23 protein-coding genes, 1 tRNA gene and 1 pseudogene are annotated in these 24,532 nt (G+C 56.4%); 22 read left to right on the top strand and 3 right to left on the bottom strand.

Features of this window, described 5'->3' with window-relative positions; genetic code table 11:
* Positions 1–660 precede the first annotated feature (660 nt).
* Together L6966_RS09240 and L6966_RS09235 are read right to left on the bottom strand one after the other, a co-directional pair.
* Complete coding sequence (locus L6966_RS09240) at positions 661–1,692, bottom strand: 6-phosphofructokinase (RefSeq protein WP_083090837.1); 1,032 nt, start codon at positions 1,690–1,692, stop codon at positions 661–663.
* 442 nt (positions 1,693–2,134) lie between these two features.
* Positions 2,135–3,391, bottom strand: a complete 1,257-nt coding sequence (locus L6966_RS09235; protein ID WP_237224754.1) for a pyridoxal phosphate-dependent aminotransferase — start codon at positions 3,389–3,391, stop codon at positions 2,135–2,137.
* 254 nt (positions 3,392–3,645) lie between these two features.
* On the opposite strand from L6966_RS09235, the gene L6966_RS09230 reads away from it, so the two are divergent.
* From L6966_RS09230 to L6966_RS09130, 22 genes are all read left to right on the top strand, one after another.
* Positions 3,646–3,718 (top strand) — tRNA-Trp (locus tag L6966_RS09230).
* 74 nt (positions 3,719–3,792) lie between these two features.
* The gene (secE, locus tag L6966_RS09225; protein ID WP_237224755.1) at positions 3,793–4,056 is read left to right on the top strand and encodes a preprotein translocase subunit SecE; all 264 of its coding nucleotides are present in this window, start codon (positions 3,793–3,795) and stop codon (positions 4,054–4,056) included.
* 105 nt (positions 4,057–4,161) lie between these two features.
* On the top strand, positions 4,162–4,908 hold the full coding sequence (gene nusG / locus L6966_RS09220) for a transcription termination/antitermination protein NusG (RefSeq protein ID WP_237224756.1): 747 nt from the start codon (positions 4,162–4,164) through the stop codon (positions 4,906–4,908).
* Between the two features lie 226 nt (positions 4,909–5,134).
* Complete coding sequence (locus L6966_RS09215) at positions 5,135–5,461, top strand: peptidase inhibitor family I36 protein (protein ID WP_272878616.1); 327 nt, start codon at positions 5,135–5,137, stop codon at positions 5,459–5,461.
* A gap of 159 nt (positions 5,462–5,620) precedes the next feature.
* Positions 5,621–6,478 carry a hypothetical protein gene (locus L6966_RS09210; protein ID WP_237224757.1) on the top strand — a complete coding sequence of 286 codons (858 nt, stop codon included), beginning with the start codon at positions 5,621–5,623 and terminating at the stop codon, positions 6,476–6,478.
* 6 nt (positions 6,479–6,484) lie between these two features.
* Positions 6,485–7,621, top strand: coding sequence for a hypothetical protein (locus L6966_RS09205; RefSeq protein WP_237224758.1), 1,137 nt, complete (start codon positions 6,485–6,487; stop codon positions 7,619–7,621).
* Positions 7,618–9,618 carry an ABC transporter ATP-binding protein/permease gene (locus L6966_RS09200; protein WP_237224759.1) on the top strand — a complete coding sequence of 667 codons (2,001 nt, stop codon included), beginning with the start codon at positions 7,618–7,620 and terminating at the stop codon, positions 9,616–9,618. The genes L6966_RS09205 and L6966_RS09200 overlap by 4 nt, the downstream gene beginning before the upstream one ends.
* A gap of 189 nt (positions 9,619–9,807) precedes the next feature.
* A complete protein-coding gene (gene rplK, locus L6966_RS09195; RefSeq protein WP_083090845.1) occupies positions 9,808–10,239 on the top strand; it encodes a 50S ribosomal protein L11 in 432 nt (143 codons plus the stop codon).
* 139 nt (positions 10,240–10,378) lie between these two features.
* Positions 10,379–11,071, top strand: coding sequence for a 50S ribosomal protein L1 (gene rplA, locus L6966_RS09190; protein ID WP_237233269.1), 693 nt, complete (start codon positions 10,379–10,381; stop codon positions 11,069–11,071).
* 204 nt (positions 11,072–11,275) lie between these two features.
* Positions 11,276–12,277 carry a DUF2599 domain-containing protein gene (locus L6966_RS09185; protein ID WP_237187485.1) on the top strand — a complete coding sequence of 334 codons (1,002 nt, stop codon included), beginning with the start codon at positions 11,276–11,278 and terminating at the stop codon, positions 12,275–12,277.
* 64 nt (positions 12,278–12,341) lie between these two features.
* Positions 12,342–12,743 (top strand): hypothetical protein, encoded by a 402-nt coding sequence (locus tag L6966_RS09180; RefSeq protein ID WP_237233268.1) that lies wholly within the window; start codon positions 12,342–12,344, stop codon positions 12,741–12,743.
* A 252-nt stretch (positions 12,744–12,995) separates the two neighbouring features.
* Positions 12,996–13,910, top strand: a complete 915-nt coding sequence (locus tag L6966_RS09175; protein WP_237233267.1) for a hypothetical protein — start codon at positions 12,996–12,998, stop codon at positions 13,908–13,910.
* A 155-nt stretch (positions 13,911–14,065) separates the two neighbouring features.
* A complete protein-coding gene (locus L6966_RS09170; protein ID WP_237233266.1) occupies positions 14,066–15,133 on the top strand; it encodes an ABC transporter ATP-binding protein in 1,068 nt (355 codons plus the stop codon).
* A gap of 322 nt (positions 15,134–15,455) precedes the next feature.
* On the top strand, positions 15,456–15,965 hold the full coding sequence (rplJ, locus tag L6966_RS09165) for a 50S ribosomal protein L10 (RefSeq protein ID WP_237185947.1): 510 nt from the start codon (positions 15,456–15,458) through the stop codon (positions 15,963–15,965).
* 119 nt (positions 15,966–16,084) lie between these two features.
* The gene (gene rplL, locus L6966_RS09160) at positions 16,085–16,465 is read left to right on the top strand and encodes a 50S ribosomal protein L7/L12 (RefSeq protein WP_237224761.1); all 381 of its coding nucleotides are present in this window, start codon (positions 16,085–16,087) and stop codon (positions 16,463–16,465) included.
* Positions 16,466–16,644: 179 nt separating this feature from the next.
* Positions 16,645–16,902 carry a hypothetical protein gene (locus tag L6966_RS09155; protein WP_237224762.1) on the top strand — a complete coding sequence of 86 codons (258 nt, stop codon included), beginning with the start codon at positions 16,645–16,647 and terminating at the stop codon, positions 16,900–16,902.
* Between the two features lie 2 nt (positions 16,903–16,904).
* Positions 16,905–17,033 (top strand): hypothetical protein, encoded by a 129-nt coding sequence (locus L6966_RS12110; RefSeq protein WP_272878615.1) that lies wholly within the window; start codon positions 16,905–16,907, stop codon positions 17,031–17,033.
* Between the two features lie 148 nt (positions 17,034–17,181).
* A complete protein-coding gene (locus L6966_RS09150) occupies positions 17,182–18,687 on the top strand; it encodes a glycoside hydrolase family 32 protein (RefSeq protein WP_237224763.1) in 1,506 nt (501 codons plus the stop codon).
* A gap of 143 nt (positions 18,688–18,830) precedes the next feature.
* Complete coding sequence (locus tag L6966_RS09145; protein WP_237233265.1) at positions 18,831–20,333, top strand: glycoside hydrolase family 32 protein; 1,503 nt, start codon at positions 18,831–18,833, stop codon at positions 20,331–20,333.
* Between the two features lie 151 nt (positions 20,334–20,484).
* The gene (locus L6966_RS09140; RefSeq protein ID WP_237224765.1) at positions 20,485–21,036 is read left to right on the top strand and encodes a PTS sugar transporter subunit IIA; all 552 of its coding nucleotides are present in this window, start codon (positions 20,485–20,487) and stop codon (positions 21,034–21,036) included.
* A 346-nt stretch (positions 21,037–21,382) separates the two neighbouring features.
* A complete protein-coding gene (locus tag L6966_RS09135; RefSeq protein WP_237233264.1) occupies positions 21,383–23,383 on the top strand; it encodes a sucrose-specific PTS transporter subunit IIBC in 2,001 nt (666 codons plus the stop codon).
* Positions 23,384–23,559: 176 nt separating this feature from the next.
* Positions 23,560–24,207, top strand: coding sequence for a GNAT family N-acetyltransferase (locus tag L6966_RS09130; protein ID WP_237233263.1), 648 nt, complete (start codon positions 23,560–23,562; stop codon positions 24,205–24,207).
* A 75-nt stretch (positions 24,208–24,282) separates the two neighbouring features.
* On the opposite strand, the pseudogene L6966_RS09125 reads toward L6966_RS09130, so the two are convergent.
* Positions 24,283–24,532, bottom strand: a pseudogene (locus tag L6966_RS09125) (hypothetical protein); the annotation flags it as partial.

The raw sequence follows: 24,532 nt of genomic DNA, 5'->3' as shown, positions 1-24,532 counted from the left end.
GCTGGTGTGGGTATTGACCCGATAGCTGATTGTTGAGCCTGAATGGTTTGTTCGTCGAAACCTAAATCCCGTAGTTCTTGGGGGGTGGCGAGATATGAGTTGCCACTCAGTATTGCAGGAATATCAACAGCTATACTTTGCTGCGTAGGTTGCGTTGAGTCTACGGGTGCAGTTACAGTTGCATGGCTCTGAGCTGGTGAGATAAGGGCTGTTACGAGAGCTAGTATGAGGCTCCCCCTGTATAATTTGTTCATAATCATGCCTCAATACTCCATTATTCTCCTCACGGTGTCAATGATTTTTTGAGATATTAATTACTTATGAGGTCGCTTAGGGGATTGAAAGGTGACTCAATCCCGCCAGGAGTCAAGGAGTCAAGGAGTCAAGGAGTCCTGTGTAGAAGAGAAATCATACAATGAGGCTTATTCAAAATTACTCTGGAGCTTCAGACTCATAGCGCTGCCGTTGACGTGGGGTTGGCGTGAATCACCTTATGATCGAAGCGAATCAGGCGAGAGGGCCAGTGACGAGCTTGAGTCTTGAGGCGCCATCATGATGGTTTTTTGAATAAGCTTCATCTGAGCACCGGGCATTTGTAGAAAGCCGCCTACCTCGTACCTCGGTAAGAGCAGGCGGCTTCTGATGCTTAAGCTTTGTTGTTTAGCGGCCGAAGAGGACCTTGGCCTCTTCGTAGCGGTGCAGGGGAACGGTCTTGAGGCCGTTGAGGGCCTCAGCAAAGTCAACACGCTTGATTTCGGTACCCTGCATGGCAACCATCTTGCCCCACTCCTTGTCATGAATCATGTCGACAACCTGAATGCCCAGGCGGGTGGAGAGCACACGGTCAAAGCCGGTGGGGGCACCACCGCGCTGAATGTGACCCAGAATGGTATTACGGGTCTCGATGCCGGTGATGCGCTCAAGCTCCTGCGCAACCCAGTTACCGATACCGCCCAGGCGGGGGCGGCCGTCCTTCTCCTGGCCATTACCGGCGAGCACGTCGTCGAAGCCCTCGGGAATGAAGCCTTCAGCAACCACAATCAAAGGTGAACGGCCGCGGTCGTGGACTTCCTTAATCCAGCCTGCGACCTCTTCCATAGAGACCTTAACCTCGGGAATCAGAATGGCGTGAGCGCCACCTGACATACCCGAATGCAGGGCAATCCAGCCTACATGGCGGCCCATCACCTCGGCGACCATGGCGCGGTGGTGGGACTCACCGGTGGTACGCAGACGATCCAGGGCGTCAGTCGCGATGGAGACCGCAGTATCGAAGCCGAAAGTGTAGTCGGTTGCCTGCAGGTCGTTATCGATGGTCTTAGGGACGCCAACTACGGGCAGACCCGCATCGGCCAGCCGCTTGGCGCCAGCTAAGGTGCCTTCACCGCCGATAGCGACGATGGCATCAATGCCGTTGCGCTCCATCATGATTTCGATATTTTCAGCACCGCCCTTGGGGCCGTCAAAGGGGTTGGTGCGTGAAGTGCCCAGAATGGTGCCGCCGGTTCGGGCGAGGCCGCGAACCTTAGTGCGGGGTAGATCCATATAGTCGCCTTCGACCACACCGCGCCAGCCGTCACGGAAGCCAACGAATTCATCGCCGTAGGTCTTGACGCCGTTGAGTACGGCACCGCGGATAACGGCGTTCAGGCCGGGACAGTCGCCGCCGGAGGTGAGCAGACCGATTTTCATGGAGAAACTCCTCGTGTTATTCCTGGTAAGGAATGGGTGTGACGACCCGGGTAGGTTCCTGCTCTAGCCAGCAGCCCAACATGTGGGTCTTTGTTGGTTTCTATTGTAGTCAAGAGGGGTTGTGTTGGGTAGCTGTGGGGTAGGTTGCGCTGTATGTTTTGGGTCGCTGAGTAAGAGTCAAACACGACTTTAGGGGCGGGAGAGGTACTTGGTTCTGGCGCTCCGGGTAGTACGGATAGCGCGGCATATGAACCTTCGCAAGCGACCCTCTCGCAGCTTCGCTTCGCTCAGATGCGATTCACGCCAGCCGCCGAGCCAGCTTGCTTGCAGTTCATATGCCGCGCTTACTTGGTGCCTCCATGGGGTGCGCAGGATGCCCCTGAAGCCGACTGGCTGGGGCTGGCATGAATTGCTTGTGAGCGCCAGCGAACCAGCAAGAAGGCTAGTCGGCAAAGGGGCGTCCTGCGTATCGCTGGGATGTGCCGGCGTCGGGCAAACTACTCTGCGTGGCCAGCAGTTTCTGCATACGGGCCAGACCCTCAGCCAGGTCCTTATCGCCCAGGGCGTAGGAGAGGCGCAGGTAACCGGAGGGGCCAAAAGCCTCACCTGGAACAACCGCTACTTCGGCTTCTTCCAGAATGATTTCGGCAAGCTCAGCGGAGGTCTGCGGGGTCTTACCCGCAATGGTCTTGCCCAGCAGGCCGGTGACGTCGGCGTAGGCGTAGAAGGCGCCCTTGGGGGTGGGGCAGTGGACGCCCTCAATGGCGTTCAGGCCTTCCACTATGGTCTTGCGGCGGCGATCAAAAGCCGCGTGCATCTCGTTGACGGCATCGAGTGAACCAGAAACAGCAGCTAGAGCTGCCGTCTGCGCGATGTTATTGACGTTGGAGGTCATATGGGACTGTAGGTTAGTTGCTGCCTTGGTGATATCAGCCGGAGCAATCATCCAGCCCACGCGCCAGCCGGTCATGGCGTAGGTCTTGGCCACGCCGTTGAGAATAACGGTGTTCTCAGCCAGGGCAGGGACGGCCTTAACGATGGAGGTGAAGGGCACGCCGTCATAGGTCAGGTGCTCGTAGATTTCGTCGGTGAGCACGATGATGCCCTTCTCCAGAGCCCACTCACCAATGGCCTTGGTTTCTTCGGGGGTGTAGACCGCGCCGGTGGGGTTAGAGGGAGATACAAAAATCAGGGCCTTGGTGGCGGGAGTATAGGCCTCCTCCAGCATGCCGGGGGTGACCTTGTATTCCTTGTCGGCTCCTGCGAAGACTTCAATAGGGTTGCCGCCCGCTAGACGGATGGCCTCGGGGTAGGTGGTCCAGTAGGGGGCGGGTAACAGGACGTCATCGCTCTCGTCAATGACGGTGGCAAAGGCCTGGTAGACGGCCTGCTTGCCGCCGTTGGTCACAATCACCTGGGCCGGGTCAACCTCAACGCCCGAATCACGCTTGGTCTTTTCGGCGATGGCCTGCTTGAGAGCGGGCAGGCCTGCAGCCTGGGTATAGCGGAAGTTGGCCGGATCGTTGAGGGCTTCACGGGCAGCGTCCACAATGTAGCCGGGGGTAGGGAAGTCTGGCTCGCCTGCGCCGAAGCCGATGACCGGGCGTCCTTGCGCCTTGAGAGCCTTGGCTTTAGCGTCAACAACGAGGGTGGCAGAGGGGGCGATAGCGCCAATACGGCGTGATATGCGGGCAGTCATGGGGAGGTTCTCGCTTCCGCCCTGCATCTACGGCAGGGGCTGTGGGTGATAGTTTGCGGCGTGGACGCCCAGGCCCGGTGCGCCCTTATTTTCAAGTATAGGCGGTAGAGTGGGTGTGAGAAGGTGTGTTCTACCCTGCAAATTGCCAAAGCCTTAAATATGCTTTACAGTGGATAGCGTTGTTCGCAATTGAATGACTACAGGCCTGTGCCCACGAGGTGTAGCGGCTGTATCTTGAAGGGAACTCCCTTCAAAGGGCGGTGGCTCAATTGGTAGAGCAGCGGTCTCCAAAACCGCAGGTTGCAGGTTCGAGTCCTGTCCGCCCTGCTTCAAGCCTCACAGGTGTTTTGTCAAAGTGAACGAGCGCGTTCATGATGAGTCTAGAAAGGGGCGGGCCTCCCATGGCTAAATCAATCGCCACTAGGACCGCCGGTTCTGCCAAAACAGATACAGAGAAGAAGCCAGGCTTCTTCGGTCGTATTTTCCGGTTCCTACGTGAAGTCATCGCAGAACTCAAAAAAGTTACCACTCCCACCGGTAAAGAGCTGGTGCAGTACGTGATTATTGTGCTCTTCTTTGTTGCCTTCATGTTGCTTCTTATCTCAGGCCTTGATTATGTTTTTGGCCAGGGAGCCTTCTGGATTTTTGGCAACGGTATGAACTAGCTGCAATAGACTAGGTCGCCCGGCGGCCAAACCCGTTAGAATCTTATGTGAACCCAAGGGCGCAGCAAGCGCCGTAGAGAACCCAGTGACGAAAGCAGGCAAAGCGTGTCCGAGCAGGAAGTGCCCCAGCAGGCCGACGAGGTTGTAGAACCTGCAGAGCAGGTAACCGAAGACGCCCACGAGGCTGTAGAGGTTGCAGCGGCCGAGGTTGTTGAAGAGGTAGAAGCCGCTGAAGAAGCTGGTGAACCTGTCACTGACCCGCTAGATGAGTTCAAGGCTAAGCTCCGCCGCCAGGAGGGGGAGTGGTTCGTCATTCACACCTACGCTGGTTACGAGAACAAGGTGAAAGCCAACCTTGAATCCCGTGCGCAAACTATGAACGCTGAAGAGGATATCTTCGAGGTTCAGGTGCCCATGGAAGAGGTCATGGAGGTTAAGAACACCGCCAAGAAGCTGGTTCGCCGTGTGCGTGTTCCCGGTTACGCCCTGGTACGTATGAACCTGACCGATGAGACCTGGGGCGTTGTGCGCCATACCCCCGGTGTGACGGGCTTTGTTGGGCAGGACGCCTACAACCCGGTTCCGCTACGCCTTGATGAGATTGTTGCCATGTTGGCCCCGGTCTTCGAAGCTGAGCAGGCTGAGGCGGGTGCCGCACCCAAGGCTGAACCTCAGGTGGAGACCGGTTTTGAGATTGGTGAAGCTGTTACCGTTAAAGACGGCCCCTTTGAAGGCATGCCGGCTACCATCTCAGAGATTAACGCCGCTGCCTCGTCTATGGTTGTGCTGATTTCCGTCTTTGAGCGCGAGACTCCCGTGACCTTGAATTTCTCTCAGGTCACCAAGATGTAGCCCTCTGGGGTCTATAAGGGAATCGCCTCCTGCCTTTTGGTAGGGGGCGATTTTTTGGTTAGGGGTATTGACATCAAAAAGTGTTTTGTGCCACTCTAAATCTTGTTAAGCAAAGATACCTAATCTTATTAGGCGACGATGTCTACTATGAATTGAGAGAAAGGATGAAGGCTAATGTCTTCACGTAAAACCACCTGGGGGGCTTGTTGCAGTAGCGGGCTTTAGTCTGGGGCTTCTTACCGCAACTGCTCCGGCTAGCCAGGCCGCTGTTTTTCACTGTCCGACCTCTACGGTCTGTGTGCACGCCAATATCGGCTTTGGTGGATCCCGCCAAGATATTAGTGGCTTTGCGGCCTACACCGATCTCAACGGTCAACTGCACGATAAGGCCTCTTCATGGGTTAACGCCAACCGTTGGGTTTCAATGGGTATTGGAGAATGGCGGAACGGTAAGCAATTCATAGGTCAGGTTCTGCCAGCTGGCTGGTACGAAAATAACCTGCATACCAACGCTAACTTCGGTGATAAAGCGGATTTTGTAAAGCAGGTTTAAAACTTGTTCTATATACAGAGTGCGTACTAGGCATACAGCGGGCCAAGCTCACACCGTATGAATCAACATAACCAGCCTGGTGTCTTTCCCTGATATATATGGTGAAGGGCGCCAGGCAGATATAAATAATAAAACTTTCAGAATCAAGGGCGATGTGGAATGATGGCGAAATTTCAGACTTTATCTTTTATAGCGGTAGCTTCTATTGGCTTAGTAGGCTGTTCTGCTATTGAAAATGAGTCGGTCGATGTAGCTGAAACAGAGATTAAAGCTGCTAGTCAGGTCGATAACCAGGCTATCGAAAAAATCAATACTCTCTTTAGCATGAGCCCTGCTGCCCAACAGGCCAAGGAGGCAGCCATAAGCCAATGCCTCAGCGATCAGGGCCTTACCTGGCAGCCCGGGCAGCTCAACCAACCCTTTGATATTCGCTCCCAGTTCTCGCCCAAAGCTCTCAGTATCGAAGATGCCCAACAATATGGCTACCTATCGCAAGAACCTAACACAGAAGTGCAAGCTCCTCTTGTTGACGATACAGCATTGGAAGCTTACAGGGGGAACCCAGAAAACGGCAGTGTGGTAGTAGAAGGCATTCCCGGGGCAATTGCCGCCGACGGTTGCCTAGCCCAGTCCTACAAGGCTGTCTTTGGTAGCGCAGAAGCTGGGGTGCTTTTTGAAAGCGGTATTCAAAATCTTCCCCTACCCTATATAGGAGCGGCTCAGATGGATTCCAAACAGGAGGAACTAAATCAGCGCTGGTCGGCCTGCATGAAAGACCACTATGGAATCGAAATACAAACCCCGGACCTGGCCTCGGTAGACACCAGCATGGATTCACACCAACTAGCTATGTACGATGCCCAATGTCGGCAGGAAGTAAACTACGAAGAAGTCACCACAGAAATTCTCAACGCCTACCTGACCACCTTCCTAACCGATAATGAAGGCATTATCGACCAGCTAACCCAGGCTAAACAGACTGCCGAGAAAAACGCTCCCGAAATCCTGGGAAAATAATAAGATATGATAAACAAGAAAATCTGGGTCTTGCTGACTTTGCTTTGTATGGTTGTTACTGGTGTGACCGTCTACATTGCTTCCTCCTTCAAAACCAGCGAGCAGAAGGCCGCCGAAGCGCAAGCTCCAGAAGCTAGTCGCATCACTGCTAGCGTAGAAAACCGGTTCCTGGAGAACACTTTGCCTCTGGTCTGCTCGGTTGACTACACCGACCAGCGAGAGCTCACCGTCACCCAGGCAGACCCCGGCTCTCAGTTCACCAGTGTAGATATTGTCCAGGGCGAAGAGCTGGGCAATGGGAATCTGGTTGCTGAGGTTAATGGCATCCCAGTCTTTACACTTTTGGGTGGGTTTTCCCTCTACCGTGACATGACACTTGGCGCACAGGGGCCCGACGCAAAGCTACTCAATGATTCTTTGGTGTCTATGGGATACCAGCTCCCGCGCGTTGGTTCTGATATTAATACTGTCACAGAAGAGACATATCGGGCTCTTGGGGTGCTCTACACTCACTTTGGCTACAAGCCATTGAACACCGAGGAAGCCATTCCCGCCAGTTCCTTTATTGTGCTCAACGACTACGCAACCGTTATCTCCACACCCCGTTCAACCGGTGCCGTTGAGTCTGAGCCTCTGGCCCTGCTTAGCTCTGGGCAGAAAGAACTAGCTTGCAACCAAACCGGAGGGAGTCTCAGTACAGAAGTAGCGACCGGCCAAAGGTTGCGACTCAATACTGGTGAGACTGTGACCTACCCTGTAGAAGTCAGGAACGAAAAAGTAAGTACAGAAAACTCCAACTCAGGTTCGGAGACTCAGGTAGTGGCACCAAATTCACAAGCAGGAACAGACACTGATACCACGTATGTTGCAGTTCAGGTACCCGAGAGTGATTTAGATGGACTGAGTCGCTTCAATGCGGAGCTAATTCTTAGCTCATCTCCTCAACCCGGGCTGGTTATTCCCTCCAGCGCCATCTACACTACAGAGCAAGGTAGCACCGTTAAGCTCCAAGAAGGTGACGAAACCCGAGATATTACAGTCCGGGTAACCTTCAGCGCCAAAGGTTTCAGCATGATTGAGGCAGATTCTAACACTGGTCTGGTCGAAGGTAGCCAGGTCCTTATCTCTACCGGTACGCCATGAGCGCTCGTCCCCTCATCGAAACTCGTGAGATTCGCCAGCAATTTGGCTCCGACGACAACCCCCTAGAAATCTTGCACGGGATAAACCTGACCATTCAGGAGGGGGAAGTCGTGGCCTTGCTGGGGACCTCAGGCTCAGGTAAAAGCACCTTGCTTAATATCCTGGGACTCCTCGCACAGGCGAGCTCTGGTAGCTATACCCTGGGCGGAACCGATATCTCTGAGATTGAAGCTAAGCACCTAGCAGATATCCGGCTCTCTCAAGTGGGGTTCGTGTTCCAGTCCTTTCACCTGATTGCTCATAAAAATGTCTTAGAAAATGTGGAACTGCCCCTGCTCTACCAGGGGATTCCTAGAGATGAACGTCGCCGCCAAGCCCAAGAAGTTATCGATAGGTTAGGACTATCGCACCGGGCAACTGCCCCTATAGAAACTCTCTCTGGCGGTGAGAAACAACGAGTAGCTATTGCACGTGCGGTAGTCACTCGCCCAACAGTACTTCTGTGCGATGAACCTACAGGTGCTCTGGACCAGAAACGCTCCCATGAGGTCATGGATCTTTTACGGGAAGTAACTGGAGAAAAACAGACCACTCTGGTCGTTACCCACGATCCTGCCATCGCCGCCCGCTGCGACCGAAGTTTCTATATAGAAGATGGCATGATTCTTGAGGTGGGCCAGCCAGCGAGTCACACCCACGAGGGGCAAAAACAGATTCCTCAACAAAACACTACGAGTGTGCTGCCTGCCCCCGCCATGGAAGCTCAGCAAGAAACCGAGATCCTTCGAGAGACTACGATAGAAAGCCTGCCTCGTTTTCCTTGGGTCAAGCCCGCCCTTATCGAAGCCTGGCAGTCAACTTTTGCCCGCCTGCGCCGTAATTTCTTTACTATGCTGGGAGTAGCATTAGGCGTTGCGGCGCTCACCCTGACTGTGGGACTTTCCAACACTATTGCCGGGCAGGTTTCAGATGCTTTCGATATATACCAGGCTAAAAAAGTAACTCTGCACTACAGCGGGCAGGAGCCCCTGTCTGCTCAGCAAGCCCAAATCCTGGTAGATAGCCCCAGCTACCAGAAATTAACCGGCTTGAATGGAGTGACCGGACAAGCGGCTTACCGTGTCATCAACGATGTAATGGAGACTCAGTCCAGCCTTTACAGTGAAATTAGCGTATCGGCTCCGGTTATTGCAGCTCAAGAAACTGTGTTTGCGGTGCAGGAACAAAACCTGGTTCAAGGCCGTCTCTTTGATAGTGGGCACAATGAACGCGGCGAGACTGTGGCCGTGGTAGGTCAGAGCCTACTCAAAAAACTTGGTGTGAACTGGCAAGAGGGCCTCGTCATCTACCTGGAGGGCACCCCGGTCACGGTCATTGGAGTAGTCACCGAGAACAGTGCTTCTGGGTCCTACTATGGCGCTGTTTACCTTCCATTAGGCACAACTACCTACCCTGAGAGCACGTCATTTGATATTGTTCTGAGGGTTCAACCGGGAGCTGCCCAACAGGTAGGCCAAGAAGCCCCCTATGCAGTGTCACCGAATAATCCCGCTGCCTATAGTGCCAGTGTTCCCCCTGCCCCTGAAACCCTGAAAAAGGCAGTGAATGAACAGCAAAAAGCCCTGCTGATTGCCATGTCATTGATTACCCTGGTTATCGGTGCGGTAGGCACCATGAATACTTTTCTGGTGGGGGTTATGGAACGCCGTCAAGAAATAGGTCTACGACTGGCCATTGGCACAAAGCCAGCGGGTATCACCCTGCAGCTGGCGGTCGAAACCATTATCACCAGCCTGTTAGGTTCTTTTGCCGGGCTCATCGTCTCTATCAACGCTATTGCCCTTATTAGTCTCTATAATTCATGGACTCCTATTATCAGCCCTGCGGTGATAGGTATGGGTGCAGGGGTGGGCCTGGTACTAGGCACGTTGGCCGGAATTTACCCGGCGCGAAAAGCCTCCCAGATTGACCCCATTGAATCCCTTGCCCGCCTGTGAGCAAGCACCCACGCCCCGGCGTCCCGCTCGCAATAGCTTAAAAGTCTAGACCGTACTAGGATAGAGAACTGTATGTGCGCACCCACGCCGGTGCGTCCACACGCGGTGCAGCCGCCGCCATGGCCGCACCACCGCCCGGTGCATACTCCTGTGTGCCGGTCCACCAGCTAAGAAAAGGACCAAATACAAATGGCTCCCAAGAAGAAGGTCGCAGGCCTCATCAAGCTGCAGATCCAGGCAGGTGCCGCTAACCCTGCGCCTCCCGTTGGCCCCGCACTCGGTGCGCACGGCGTCAACATCATGGAATTCTGCAAGGCTTACAATGCAGCCACCGAAGCCCAGCGCGGCAACATCATCCCCGTAGAAATCACCGTCTACGAGGACCGTTCCTTCACCTTCATCACCAAGACCCCTCCGGCAGCCCAGCTCATCAAGAAGGCAGCCGGCGTAGCCAAGGGCTCTGGTGTACCCCACACCCAGAAGGTGGGCTCACTGACCATGGATCAGGTCAAGGAAATCGCCCAGACCAAGATGGAAGACCTCAACGCTAACGACATTGACGCCGCAGCGAAGATCATCGTCGGCACCGCCCGCTCCATGGGCATCACCGTCGAAGGCTAAAACCCTTCCACCCCTGAAACACAGGGGAACCGAGGTTCGCACCTCACCCAAAGACAATTGTTAGAGTCTCCCGCCCGGGAGACATGTGGCAGAGCCGAGCGCGGCTCACCGAGACCACACCTGCAAAGGAGAAAAGCAGATGGCAAAGCGCAGCAAGGCGTACCAGGCAGCTGTAGCCAAAATCGAAGAGGGTAAGCTCTACGCACCCGCCGAGGCTATTGCAGTAGCAAAGGACATCGCGGCAGACAAGCCCAACTCAACCGTTGAGGTCGCACTGCGACTCGGCGTTGACCCTCGCAAGGCAGACCAGATGGTACGCGGTACCGTCAACCTGCCCAACGGCACCGGTAAGACCGCCCGTGTGGTCGTTATCGCAGCAGGCGATAAGGCAGAGGCAGCAGAGGCTGCTGGCGCTGACTTCGTTGGCTCAGACGACCTGATCGCAAAGATCGCTGGCGGCTGGACCGACTTCGACGCAGCAGTTGCAACCCCTGACATGATGGGCAAGGTTGGCCGTCTGGGTAAGGTTCTGGGTCCCCGTAACCTCATGCCCAACCCCAAGACCGGCACCGTCACCATGGACGTTGCTAAGGCAGTTGCAGACATCAAGGGCGGTAAGATTGACTTCCGCGTTGACCGCAACTCAAACCTGCACTTCATCATCGGTAAGGCTTCCTTCACCGCTGAGCAGCTGACCGAGAACTTCGAAGCAGCTCTCGAAGAGGTTAACCGCCTCAAGCCCTCATCAGCTAAGGGCCGCTACATCTCAAAGGCAACCATCGCCACCACCTTCGGTCCTGGCGTTCCCGTTGACCCCTCAACCGTAGCCTAAGTTTCTTAGACCCTAACGGTTAAACAAGGCAGGCTCCCCGCACCTATGCGCGGGGGGCCTGCTTTTTCAGATTAAAGAAAAGTACTTAAGTACTCTCTTTGGTCTAGTGACAGAATAACTCTGGTTTTTCCTGCACCCCGGCTGTAGGCTACTTATCAACCAGCCCCATCAAGGAGTCTGGTACCTTAGAGAAAAGAGATAAAGATGTCCCTTTTACCCCCCCGTTCTGCTTTTAGTATCTATGCGGTTGGCGCTGTGTTGATTGGTGGAGTAGGTCTTGCACCTGCTTTAGCTCAGAATTCAATTCCGACGAGCCAAGAGAGCTCTGTGGAATATAGGCTAGATGTGCTTGCAGAACAGGCATTTACAATTGATGAGCTTGAAGAGACTTCGTCTGCATTTGTAGTAGCTGGTGAAGAAAGTTCGGTTGAAATTCCTAAAGAGGCTGATTATCCAGTTGTATTAGTTTCTGAGAGCGAAGAGAATCTTGCTATTTCGATTCCTGCAAGTATAGAAGAGGCTGTGGCTGAACCTGGTGAGTTTGGGGAGGTTAGCTTTGATCATGGTAATGCTTCTTCTACATCTGTCCTGCCTCACGAAGATGGCTCTGTGCAGATGGTAACTACGATTGCTGATTCCTCTGCCCCTGAGGAATACGTTTATAATCTTGACTTGCCGGAAGGCGCCAGCATGGAGATTCTTGAGGGCGGTCTTGTTCTTGTAGAAGATTCTGAGGGGAACTTTTTTGCTGGTGTTGCTGCTCCTTGGGCTAAAGACGCTAACGGAGTGGATATACCTACCCGGTATGAGATTCGGGGATCTACTTTGGTTCAGGTTGTAGAGCATCGGGGGCAGGAGAGCGTAGCGTATCCTGTGACAGCTGACCCTTGGCTAGGACGGGATTTGATTAGCCGCGTCTGGGTAACTAACCATCGTGAAGGCTACAAGGTAAATGTTGTAGCTACTAGTTGGGGCAGGGCTTTTAGTGGAGTCGCGACACATAAGGCACATGTTGATGAACTTGTCTCGAAGACCGCACGGGGGCGGATAACACCAACTATCCGAGAACAGTATCTCTGCCATGTCGCTGGTAACCTTTTCGAGAGAGAAGATTATAATATGGAATCCTGGTTGCCCTATAAGCCTTGGTGGCAACAGCTCAACCCTGTTGATCAGTGCAATCCGGGGGGCAGTCGCTATTCATAAGAAAAATAATGCGATTCTTCTTGTGACTTTCTGCCTAGGTGGTCTCATATTTATCATATATGGCATGATCCAAATATCTCTTTATTCAAAGATTAGCGTTTCACCCTTCGAGGCTGAGCCAGAAGAAGTGGCTTATGCTTTTGCTTATAACTTAGATAGAGAGGACTATGACGGTGCAACTGCCTATTATGATTCTTATGCAAACTTAGGTGAATCTGCTGAGTCTATTGAAGATTTGAGAAATTCTGTAGGTATCCCACAGGGGTGTCGACTGCTAAAAAATAAAAAAGATCATATTCATGTAAACTATGATTCAAATATCTATAGGGTAGAAATTCCCTATAGGTGCGATAAGGGTGAGGATGTTCTAGATATTTATGTAACAGATGGAACCTGGGAAACTCCCAACGGTGCAGGAAAATTTGTGGTTTCGATAGCGGCTGGCAAAGCTGGATATCCTCTATAAGCATTGAACGCCTGATTTAGCGTGTAGAGCACTCCTCCCTGATAGGTCCCACCACCGTAGCCTAAGTTTCTTAGACCTTAACGGTTAGGCAGGCTCCCCGTATGTGTTGCGGGGAGCCTGCTTTTTGTTGTGGCGGGGAGGCGAGGCAAGGGCGGGGTGAGCGGATGCCCGGGTCTAGCTTTCGCAGGCACAGCCAGCTATTCTTGTGTTCAAGAACACACCCCTATCAAAGATGATTGGAGGCCCCGCCCCGTGTACCGTGTCGCCTACTACCCCTACCCGCGTCCGTCCGACCTGCCCGCCTATCGCGATGAAAAGTCGCTCTACCCCGGCCTGCTTGCCCTGCAAGAACCGGTGAGTCAAACCGTCTTTCTCTACCGCCTAGAAACCCTGTACGAGGGGGACTTTCCCACCGACTACACCATCTATAACTATGCTGGTGGACCCCTTGAGAGCGAAATGCGCATTAATATCTCCGCCCTGGGGCCTGCAGAAGAACGCGGGGACGGGGAGCCGATGTATCAGTTTGAAGCCTACTCCCGTTTCGAAGACCGCGCTGGAAAGCTTATCTCACAGGGGCTACTGACCCGCACCGGAGAAATCCGCTGGGACGAACAAGACCCCGGCCACTGGCTACACCCCCACGTGAAAACCCTGATCGAGTACCTGGCTCAGGCCCCGGCCAAAGCGCCTGAGACCATCGAAGAAGGGCAGGTTATCACCTGGGACCTCCCGCAGCTTCTGAGCGACGAGCTGACCATCAACGAACATAACTTCGAGCGCCACCTGCCCCACTGGTTCGCAGTAGAGCACAGCGAAGATTGCACCTGGTACACAGAGCAGCTCGCACAGCACACTGATGACGAGGAGCCCCTGCCACTCCTTAACCGTCTAGTACAGGTCGTCCACCCCGATACAGTAAGCGACAGGCCAGCCCACCCGGGGGAGCTTGCCCCTAGTATCGGCTATACCGCGAAGGTCAAAGGTGCGGGGGCTGATGTGCTCAAATGGGGTCGCAATCTGACTCCCACGGTGTGGGGCAGAGAAGCTGATGCCGGGCTACTTCCCGGTTTCAGCGGCGAGAACCTGCCCGGTTCAATTCGAGATTTGGTAGAGCAGGGTGAGATTATCTACCCCGATGACCGCATTGAGCAGGCACGAGGCTAACTGCTTCCCTAACGAGCGTGCGCCTTATCGCTGAGCGTGCCGCAGATAGGTGCACGCTCAGCGATAAGGCGCACGATCGGTCGAATCAGGGTTGCACTGTGGTGGGAAGGCTGCGGTCAGGGCGTACCGTGCAACCGTCGGGCATAATAGAGGTCATGACCAGCCCCGACCTTACCATCACCGGCCTGACCAAGCGGTTTGGTGCGTCCGCCGTGCTTGACGGCATTGACCTGACCGTGCCCGGTGGCAGCCTACTTTCCCTGGTGGGGGAGTCGGGGTCGGGCAAATCCACCCTGCTGCGCATTATTGCCGGGCTGGAACAGGCGGACGCCGGTCGCGTGCTGTTCGGCCACCGGCCGGTAGGTGTTGGGGGAGGCACCCGCATCAAGGGCAAGGCCAAGACCCGGCAGGCAGGGGCCGTGCCGGTGGGGTTCGTTTTTCAAAAGCCCGTGCTCTACCCCCACCTGAGCCTGGAAGAGAACATCCTCTTCGCCCAGCGCCTGCGCGCCCAGGAGCAGCTGGACCGCGACCACTACCTTTCCCTCGTCGATACCCTGGGTCTGGGGGAGCACCTGCGTAAGAGGCCGGCGCAACTATCGGGTGGCCAGGCCCAGCGGGCCGGTATCGCCCGGGCCCTGGTGCGTAAACCCACCCTGGTTCTCTTCGACGAGCCGCTCTCTAGCGTCGATGAGCACCTGAGTGAAGCTATCCGCGCCGACCTGCTGACCCTGCACCGCCAGCTGGGGTTTACGGGTATCTACGTCACCCACACCCCCGACGAAGCCCTGGCCATGGGCCAGCAGCTTGCGGTACTAGAGGGCGGACGCCTGGCCCAGGTTGCCGCCCCGGGGCAGATGCTGGCCGCCCCGGCGTCCGCGCAGGTTGCCCGCCTGCTGCACCCGCTCTACAACGAGCTGCGTGTGGAGGTTGCGGGGCAGTCTGTAGCGGCCGGTATCTCTGTCCACGGCTTTGAGAGGGCGGACGCCGGTAGCCCGGGGGCCCTACCGGTGCGGGTGCTGGGCGTGCTCGCCCATACGGCAGGGAGCCGTTTTAGCCTTGAAACCACTCGGGCGGTAGAGCTTCCGCACCCAGACGGTGCCGTGACCATTCCCGCCGGTAGCCCGCTCACGGCTGTGCTGCCAGAAACCCCGGTAGACGCAGAACAGGGGCTCTACCTGAAACTCCGACAAGGTGCTCTGCACTGTTTCTCAGGGCAGAGCTAGTTTGTACCACGTGCTGACCAAAAAACCTGCCTCATCTGGTCTGTATGCGGTACAAAGGTGGATAGAAGCGGCGGTTTAAGTGATTAAGCACCCTTAAACCCGGTTTTAACTTGCCAGGGCCCCGCTAACCGTGGTTAGATGAAGTAACCAAAGACCGCCGGTCTGTGCCTTTTACAGGTACGATAAGGGCTAACCAGCCCACCTGCGTAGGTGCCGATAACAGAATACAAACCAGTTTTAGCTGGGCTTGTATTATGCCTCGATGCCTGCGCGTCGGGGCATTTTTTGTTGGCCTGGCGGGATAAGAACTGGAAGGAACACCATGGCAACACAGGATAAGATTGCTGCCGTCTCTGAGATCAAGGAACTCCTTGAATCCTCAAACGGCGTAATTCTCACCGAGTACCGTGGTCTCACCGTTGCACAGATGAAGGAACTTCGTCGTGCACTGGGTGCTGAGACCGAGTACGCCGTGGTAAAGAACACTCTGACCGCTATCGCGGCTAAGGAAGTTGGCATCGACGCATTCGATGGTCAGCTCCACGGCCCCAGCGCAATCGCATTCATCAAGGGCGACTTCATTGATGCTGCGAAGGGTCTGCGTGACTTTGCCAAGGCTAACCCCCAGCTGATCGTTAAGAGCGGTTACTTCGAGGGCGAAGCTCTCGACGAAGCTGGCATTAACAAGTTTGCAAGCCTCGAATCACGCGAGGTACTTCTTGCAAAGGTCGCAGGTGGCGCAAAGGGCGCAATCGCAAAGGTTGCTCGCACCGTTGACGCTCTGCGTATCAAGCTCGAAGAGCAGGAAGGCGCAGCACCCGAGGCCGAGTAATCGCCTCGAACTGCCCACCGCACAGACTTCGGCCCACTTGCCCGGGCCACCCCACAATTTTCAAGCTCGCAGGCTGAAATACTGAGGCTTGCAACTGAATCAAAGAAGGAGCCAATCTCATGGCTAAGCTTTCAATCGAAGAACTCATTGAAGCATTCAAGGAACTGTCACTCGTTGAGGTTTCCGAATTCGTTAAGGCATTTGAAGAAGAATTCGACGTCACCGCAGCTGCTCCTGTTGCTGTTGCTGGTGCTGCTGGCGGCGAGGCCGCTGGTGCTGCTGAAGAGCAGAGCGAATTCGACGTTATCCTCGAAGCTGCTGGCGACAAGAAGATCGGCGTTATTAAGGAAGTTCGCGCCCTCACCTCACTGGGTCTGAAGGAAGCTAAGGACCTCGTTGACGGTGCCCCCAAGCCCGTTCTCGAAGGTGTTTCTAAGGAAGACGCAGAGAAGGCTAAGGAAGCTCTCGAAGGCGCTGGCGCAACCGTCACCCTCAAGTAAAGTTTCTTACTTTTCTTATCTTTGGCGCAGGGGCGGCACCCGTTACGGGTGCCGCCCCTGCGGCTTTTAACAAAGACCGCCTTGCACCTAAGGCAGCGGCCAGCCTTGCCGGGGCGACAAAGGACGGACGCCGTGGCTCATCTTTTCCCCTGCCTGCTGGTTATAGTTAGGCTGGGGCCATGGGTAAGACTCTGACGCGTACACTCTGGTGTCTGCTGCTGGCAGGTGCTCTGACCTGGCTAGCTATCCTCTTGTGGCCGGGCCACCAGGCCACAGCCTGGCTGACCACCCGACTCATCATTGCCCAGGCCGTCGCCTTCCCCACCCTGCTGCACGGCAGCCTAGCCAGCTATGCGGGGCCCGCTCACAGCTGGGGGCGGACGCTGCCAGGGCCACTCACCAGATTGCGGGCACCTGGCCGGCAGGTGGAGTGCTAGGAATGAAGCCGCCCATTGACCACGTCATGGTGATGCAGGGGCCGCCTGCTAGCGGCGAAGGTGTGACCTACCAGCAGACGGGCGATTCTGACCACCTGGCAGTTAGCGCGGTCGTGGACCTCTACAGGTAGGCACGTGGGCTAGCCCTTATTACAAACTGGCATATTTGCCGCTCTGCTCGGTGCTGGTTATTGTCTCTCAAGCGGAGATACCCCGGGGTAAGCTGGGTGTGACAAACGATTACTAGAACCGCCCTCGCGCCTACCTAAGGAGCTCAGCGTGCCCCAGCCTCAGATGCGTCCTGACGCGGATATTGTGCTCAAAGCTGCCCAGGAAGCTGAAGAAACATTCACTCCGGTCTCCAAGACTGACCCCAACTACCCGGTGCTCCACCTGGCTCCGCCGGTGGGCCGCCTCAATGACCCCAACGGGCTGATTTTTAAGGACGGGGTTTACCATGCCTTCTACCAGTACGCCCCCACGCACCCTGCACGGGACATCTTCTGGCGCCACGCTTCAAGCACAGACCTGGTGCGCTGGGAGGACGGCCCCAATGCTATCGCTCCCACCCACTGGTACGACCGTAACGGAGCCTATTCAGGGTCAGCTTACGAGGCTGAAGACGGCACCGTTGAGCTCTTCTACTCCGGTAACGTCAAGAACCCGGACGGTAGCCGTGAAACCTACCAGAATCTGGTGACTACCCGTGACTTTGTCACCTACGAGCGCTATGAGAGCAACCCTCTGATTTCGGGTACCCCCGAGGGCTTCACCCCGCATTTTCGTGACCCTTCGGTGTACAAACGCGACGGCAAATACTATGCCCTGATTGGCACCCAGCGAGAAAATCTGACCGGGGCGATTGTGCTCTACTCTTCAAGCGACCGCCGCGCCTGGAACTATGAGGGCGAGGTTGAGTTCTCTGACCCGGCGATTGCCACCTACGGCTATATGCTCGAGTGCCCCCAGGTTTTTAGTTTGCAGGACCGGGCCACGGGCCAGATTAAGGATGTGCTTATCTTCTGCCCTCAGGGCATGGCCCCGGTGGGGGAGAAGTACAACAATAAGTACCAGTCCGGCTATGTAGTGGGGCACTTGAAGGGCACACGCTTTGAGGTTGAGACCCCCTTTACAGAGTTTGACGCTGGCTTCGAGTTTTATGCACCGCAGGTCTTCCACGGCACTGCAGACGGGTACCGCGCTCTGATTACCGCCTGGTTCGGCATCTCAGACCAGGATGACATGCCCACCTGGGATCACCACTGGCTGCACATGTTTAATCTGCCGCGTTGGCTGACTCTCAACCGGGGTCTACTCGTGCAGACTCCCGCTGAGGGATTGAACGAGGCGCTTCCTCTCGCCGAGGCAGAGCTGGGTGAAGGGGGAGTCCTTGAGCCCCTGACCAATCAGCGGGTCTACCGTCTGGCTGGCACCGTGGACGTTTCGCGCGGCCCCGTCACCGTCAGCTGGCAGGACGCGGCAGGGCAGGCGGTTACTTTCACTCTGGGCGCCGAGCAGGCTGTGCTTGATCGCAGCGGTTCGTTATACACCATATGGGGCCCCGTGCGCACCCACACGTTCGCCGAAACCGCTACCGAGCGGAGTTTTGACCTGCTCTTTGACGCCTCGTCTCTGGAGATTTTTATTGACGGGGGTAAGGTGACCATGAGCGGGCGTGTCTTTATGCGGGAGGGGGAGCGTGCCGTGTCGATTACCGGTGCGGATGGTGCGTCGGCGGCTCGTCAGGTCACCAACCTGTGGGTCTCGGTGTTAGGAGTAGCTTAGGGTGATGAGGCATGTGAGCTTGGCACCTCTTTGGTTTTCTGCTGGCCAAAGAGGAGTGTGCTAAACGTTTGACGCACTAGACTGGGCGTACAGACTCAAACCATCACTTTGCCACGCCGGTGGCGCAGGGGAAACTTACTTTCATGGACTACACGTCACAGTTCAATGCTGAAGAGCTGCTCCGCGAGGCACAGCGCAAGGTGGACGAATACTCTCACAGCGTTGCCCACGACCCAGACTATCCCGCGCTCCACCTGGCACCCAGGGTCGGCCGTCTCAATGATCCAAACGGTCTGGTGTACAAGGACGGCATCTATCACGCCTTCTACCAGTACTCACCGGTACATCCTATCCGTGCGGTCTTTTGGCGCCACGTGACCAGCACTGACCTGACGCACTGGGTCGATCAGAAAACTGCCATCGCACCTATCAAATGGTACGACAAAAACGGTTGCTACTCGGGTTCCGGTATCGTTGCCCCGAACGGTGACCTAGAATTTTTCTACACCGGCAACGTCAAGGACGGCGAAGGCAACCGCACCCCCTATCAAGCGCTCTTTACCTCCGCCAACAACGGAGATTCCTTCCGCCGTCACCCCGATAACCCGCTGATTACCGGACCGGCTGAGGGCTACACCGCCCACTACCGCGACCCCCACGTCTTTGAGCGCGACGGTCAGTGGTGGGCCGTCATCGGTGCCCAACGCGAGAATCTGACTGGGGCAGTGGTGGTCTATACTTCCGCCGACCGCCGCACCTGGAGTTTTGCGGGTGAGATGACCTTCAGCGACCCGGCCTTGATCGACCTGGGCTACATGTATGAGTGCCCCAACCTGATTTTCCAGACCGACGAGGTCACCGGGCAGGAGGTTGCTGTGCTTATCTTCAGCCCCCAGGGGATGGAGCCTGAGGGGGAGAAATACAACAACATCTTCCAGACCGGTTACGTGGTGGGCACCTTGGATGGCCTGCACCTGAGCGTGATGACCCCCTTCACCGAGCTTGATGCTGGCACCGAGTTTTATGCCCCTCAGGTCTTCGCTAACAGGCTCACCGAGGCGGGCGAACATATCATGCTTGGCTGGTTTGGTAACGCGGACGAGGACGACCTGCCAAGCTGGGCCAATCACTGGGTTCATCAGATGACCTACCCCCGAGCCCTGGCTGTGCGCAATGGCAAGGTTCACCAGAATCCTGTGGCCCAGTTAGACGAGGTACTCCCCTTGCGGCAGGCCTCTCCCGTAGATGCGGATGGCGTGATTACCGAGCTCAGCGGTGCCCGCGTCTTCCGTGTTGCGGGCGCCGCAGATGTGACGGCCGGCCCCGTGCACCTGGTGATTGAGGACGAGCTGGGTGCAGCTGTAACCCTCACCCTGAGTAAAGACTCCGCCGGTCTGGATCGCTCTGGCACCCGCTATCACATAGGAGGGGACGTGCGTACCCGGGCTTTGAGCCCCGCCAGTGAGCACAGTTTTGAGCTGTTTATCGATGGCGCTGGTACCGAGTTCTTTGTGGACGGCGGTGCAGAGGTCTTCTCTTCCCGAACCTTCCTCAACGGATCTAAGGCTAGAACGGTGCGCATCCTTGCCCCCGAGGGTGCTGAAGTTGCTCTGCGGTTAGCGCGCCTATCTGAAGAAGCTGCATGACCGCCCGGTAGAGTGGCGAAATTTTTGCCGTGACCCGGCACCTCATCTAGGCACCTGCAACCTGCATCACAGGGCCGCCCGGTGGTAGGCTGGGTTGAACGCCGCGGGATGAGCGGCATATCACTACTCAAGCACAGTGAGGCGATACAACATGGCAGGATTCTTTAAGAAACTTTTCGGTGGCAGCGATGAGCAGGCGGCACCGGGCACACCACAGGCGTCCCCAGCTGCAGCAGGTAGCTCAGCGCTGACCGCACATATGGACGGCACGGTGGTGGCTCTGGATGGCGTGAGCGATCAGATGTTCGCTTCTGGAGCTCTTGGCCCTGGGGCGGCAATCGAGCCGGGTGCTGGCGTCGTCGTGGCCCCCGCAGACGGGGAGATTACCGTAGCTTTCCCAACCGGTCACGCTTTCGGTATTCGCACTAGCGACGGCCTTGAAATTTTGATTCACGTAGGCTTCGATACCGTTGAGCTTGACGGCAAGTTCTTCTCACCTAAGGTCAATAAGGGGGATCAGGTGACCCGTGGGCAGGTACTGGTTGAGTTTGATCTTGAAGAGGTCAAGGCGGCTGGTTACCCCGTTACTACTCCGCTGGTTGTTACCAACGCTAAGAGCTCTGTGGCTGATGTACAGGTTGCTCATGTGGGAGCCGAGGTATCTGCAGGCGGTGACTTTATCACTGCTGTGCGTAAGGGATAAGGCGTAGACGCTTCACGTGACAGGTGCCCACCCCGGACGGGGTGGGCACCTGTCTATTGTGATGGTTTGCAGTACCCCGGTGGGGCACCCGTATAGTTGTGTGGTTTTGTGCCTTGTTTGCGTGGTTTCAGGTGGGCTTGATGTGGCTTATAGCCCTGTAAATGTGGGGTTGTGGCAAGTTTTCCAGACTTGTGAGAAACAGTATTGCAAGGGCGGTTTTAGTGCTAGTATGTCAAACGATTGGCATGTTTGTTTTTCGGAACAGCATTCACACTCGCGCCGGGAGCCGAACCACGATTGTGAGCCCTCGCAAGGGGAGCACCTGGCCTACACACAAGGAGAAGACATGGATCACAAATCCGTGGCTGAGCGAGTTCTCACCGCAGTAGGCGGCGTGGACAACATCGCGGCAGGCGCACACTGCGCCACCCGCCTGCGACTGGTGCTCAAAGACATGAACCTCATCAACCAGACCGCCCTCGACGACGACGAGGATCTGAAAGGTACGTTCAACAACTCTGGCCAGTTCCAGATTATTGTGGGCCCCGGTGACGTTGACGAGGTCTACAAGCACATGGCCGCCTCCGGCATGAAGCAGGTCTCCAAAGATGAGCTCAAGAACGTAGCAGCGGATCAAGGCAACCTCTTTACCCGCTTTATCAAGGTTGTATCAGAGATATTCCTGCCGATTATTCCTGTGCTGGTTGGCTCCGGTTTGCTCATGGCGCTTAACAACGTATTCACAGCAACCGGCATTTTCGACCCCGATAAGTCCCTGATTGAGCTTTACCCTGCCTGGGAGGGGTTCGCGGGCATCGTTAATCTACTCTCAGCAGCGGCCTTCGCCTTCCTGCCCGTCCTTGTAGGCTTTACCGCCACCAAGGTCTTCGGCGGTAACCCCTACCTGGGTATGACCATGGGCGCTGCCATGGTTTTCCCCTCACTGGTCAACGGCTACAACGTAGCGGCCGCCCTCGAAGACGGCACCATGACCTACTGGGACGTCTTCGGCATCCAGGTGCAGCAGGCTGGCTACCAGGGTACCGTCCTTCCCGTCATCCTGGTCTCCTTCATCCTGGCCAACATTGAGAAGTTCTTCCACAAGATTCTCAAGGGTGTCATCGACTTCATGTTCACCCCCACCCTTACCCTCTTGATCACCGGCTTTGCCACCTTCATGCTGGTTGGCCCGCCCATGTTCAAGCTGGGTACCCTGCTCGGTGAAGGTATCAACTGGGTGTACGACACTGCCGGCCCTGTGGGTGGTTTCCTCTTCGGCCTGGTCTACTCGCCAATCGTTATTACCGGTCTACACCAGTCCTTCCCGCCTATCGAACTTCAGCTCATCGCAGCCGGTGGCTCCTTCATCTTCGCTACCGCATCGATGGCGAACATCGCCCAGGGTGGTGCCGCCCTTGGCGTCTACCTGACCACCAAGGATAAGAAGATGAAGGGTCTGGCGGGCGCAACCGCTCCCTCAGCCTTCCTCGGCATTACTGAGCCTGCCATTTTCGGTGTTAACCTGCGCCTGCGCTGGCCCTTCTACATCGCAATGGGTGCCTCGGCTATCGCATCAGCCATGATCGCTCTTTTCGGTGTCAAGGCGTCGGGTCTGGGCGCAGCAGGCTTCCTGGGTATTCCCTCAATCGACAACCAGCTGGGCATGGGCTGGACCGGGTTCATCATCGCTGCTCTCACCTCAGCAATCCTTTCCACCGCCGCCTCCTTCCTCTACGGTAAGAAGGTCTTCGCTGGCCAGGTCGCTGAAGAAGAAGTTGAAGCAATTGCCGATAAGACCGCTACCCCCGCATCCTCTGCTGCTCCCGGTGGCGCAGCGGCATCCGCACCGGCCGCGGCTGGAACCGAAGGCTACGAGCTTGCCGCCCACCTGAACGGAACCGCCCTTGAGCTAGCCGCAGTCTCAGACCCCACCTTCGCCTCCGGCGCACTCGGCCCTGGGGCCGCCGTAGAACCTACCGAAGGCAAGCTCTATGCCCCCGCCGACGGTAAAATCACCGTAGCCTTCCCCACCGGCCACGCCATCGGCATGCGCACCGACAAGGGGGTAGAAGTACTCATGCACATTGGTTTCGATACGGTTGAGCTGGACGGCAAGCACTTTACCCCCAAGGTCGAAAAGGGTGCCGAGGTTAAGCGCGGCGATGTGCTCGTCGAGTTCGACATGGCTGCTATCAAGGCCGCTGGCTACCCGCTGACCACCCCGCTGGTCATCACCAATGCCAAGAAGACCGTAGAGGCGGCAGCTCTGGCTGTTGCAACCGGTAGCACTGTGGCAGCAGGCAGCGACCAGCTGGTCTCCGTCACGGCCAAGACGGCAACCGTCTAAGCTGCGCTAACGCCCCAACCCGCCCCGCGCCGTCCTCAACAAAGGACTGCCCCCTATATGTTGGCTCTCAAAGACTCAGCCAACCCACGGGGAGCAGTTCACTAGGACGGCACGGGGCGGGTTTTTTGCACCAGGTAAGCTTGGACCAATACAGCACTCCAAAGGAGAGGCCCCGCATGCCCGAGCAAACCGTAGCCGATGACTTTATCGTGCGTGAAGCAACCGAGGGTGACTACTCAGGCGTAATTGATACTCTGACTAAGGCATTCGAGCGCGACCCAGTCATGAGCATGGCTGTGGGCGGAAGCGGGCGCACAGAGACCGTGCGTGGTCTCTTTGAGTTCCAGCTACGCACTCTCTACGCCCCTCAGGGCACTATCGACGTTGCAGCTACTAGTGACGGCACAATACTGGGCGCCGCCCTGTGGCTCTCACCCGAAGCACAGAAGGGGAGACTGCTGGCTGACCTCAAGAAGCTACCTTCCTATTACCGCACTCTGGGGGCCGCCCTGCCCCGTGCTGTCTTTACTGAGCTACGCCTGCTGGCCTCCCGCCCCCGATTCGAGCACTGGTACCTCTATGTCATCGGAGTGAGCGAGAACTCTCGGGGTAGAGGGGTGGGAGCGCGCCTATTAGACTTCCGCTGTGAGCGCCTGGGGGAGACTCCTGCCTACCTGGAGGCCTCTACCCACCGTTCAGCGGCGCTCTATGCTAGGCACGGCTTCGTGGAGCTCTCCAGATTTAGGAGTGGGAAACCCGCTTTGGGCATGTTATACCCGGCACCGGTGAGCCAGGCATCATTGCGCAACCGCCACAAGCCATAGGGGGCTCTGGCGTTGGAACCTCTGGGCTGACGGGCTCTGCCGGGGCTCCGCTAGACCCCCCGGGTGTTGTGGTTTTTACCAGGTGGGTGTGGGTGTGGCGGTGGAGTCGGGGCAGCCCCAGGCGGTGGGTTCTTGGGCGCAGGTGCCATCGACCAGTCTGACTTCGGTGCGCCAGACGCGGATGAGTTGGGGGTCGCTGGTGCGGCTGACGGTTCCGTCGATGACGCGCCAGGGGCCTCCGTTGATGGAGTATTCTCCGCGGTAGTGGGTGGTGAGGGTGTAGTGGTAGTTGCCGGTGGTGGTGTATTGGTGGGAGGTGGGGGTG

Source organism: Rothia nasisuis (assembly GCF_928381405.1).
Classification (GTDB): domain Bacteria; phylum Actinomycetota; class Actinomycetes; order Actinomycetales; family Micrococcaceae; genus Rothia; species Rothia nasisuis.
The sequence above is the reverse complement of the archived record's forward strand: the minus strand, read 5'-3'. Positions and strand labels throughout refer to the sequence as shown.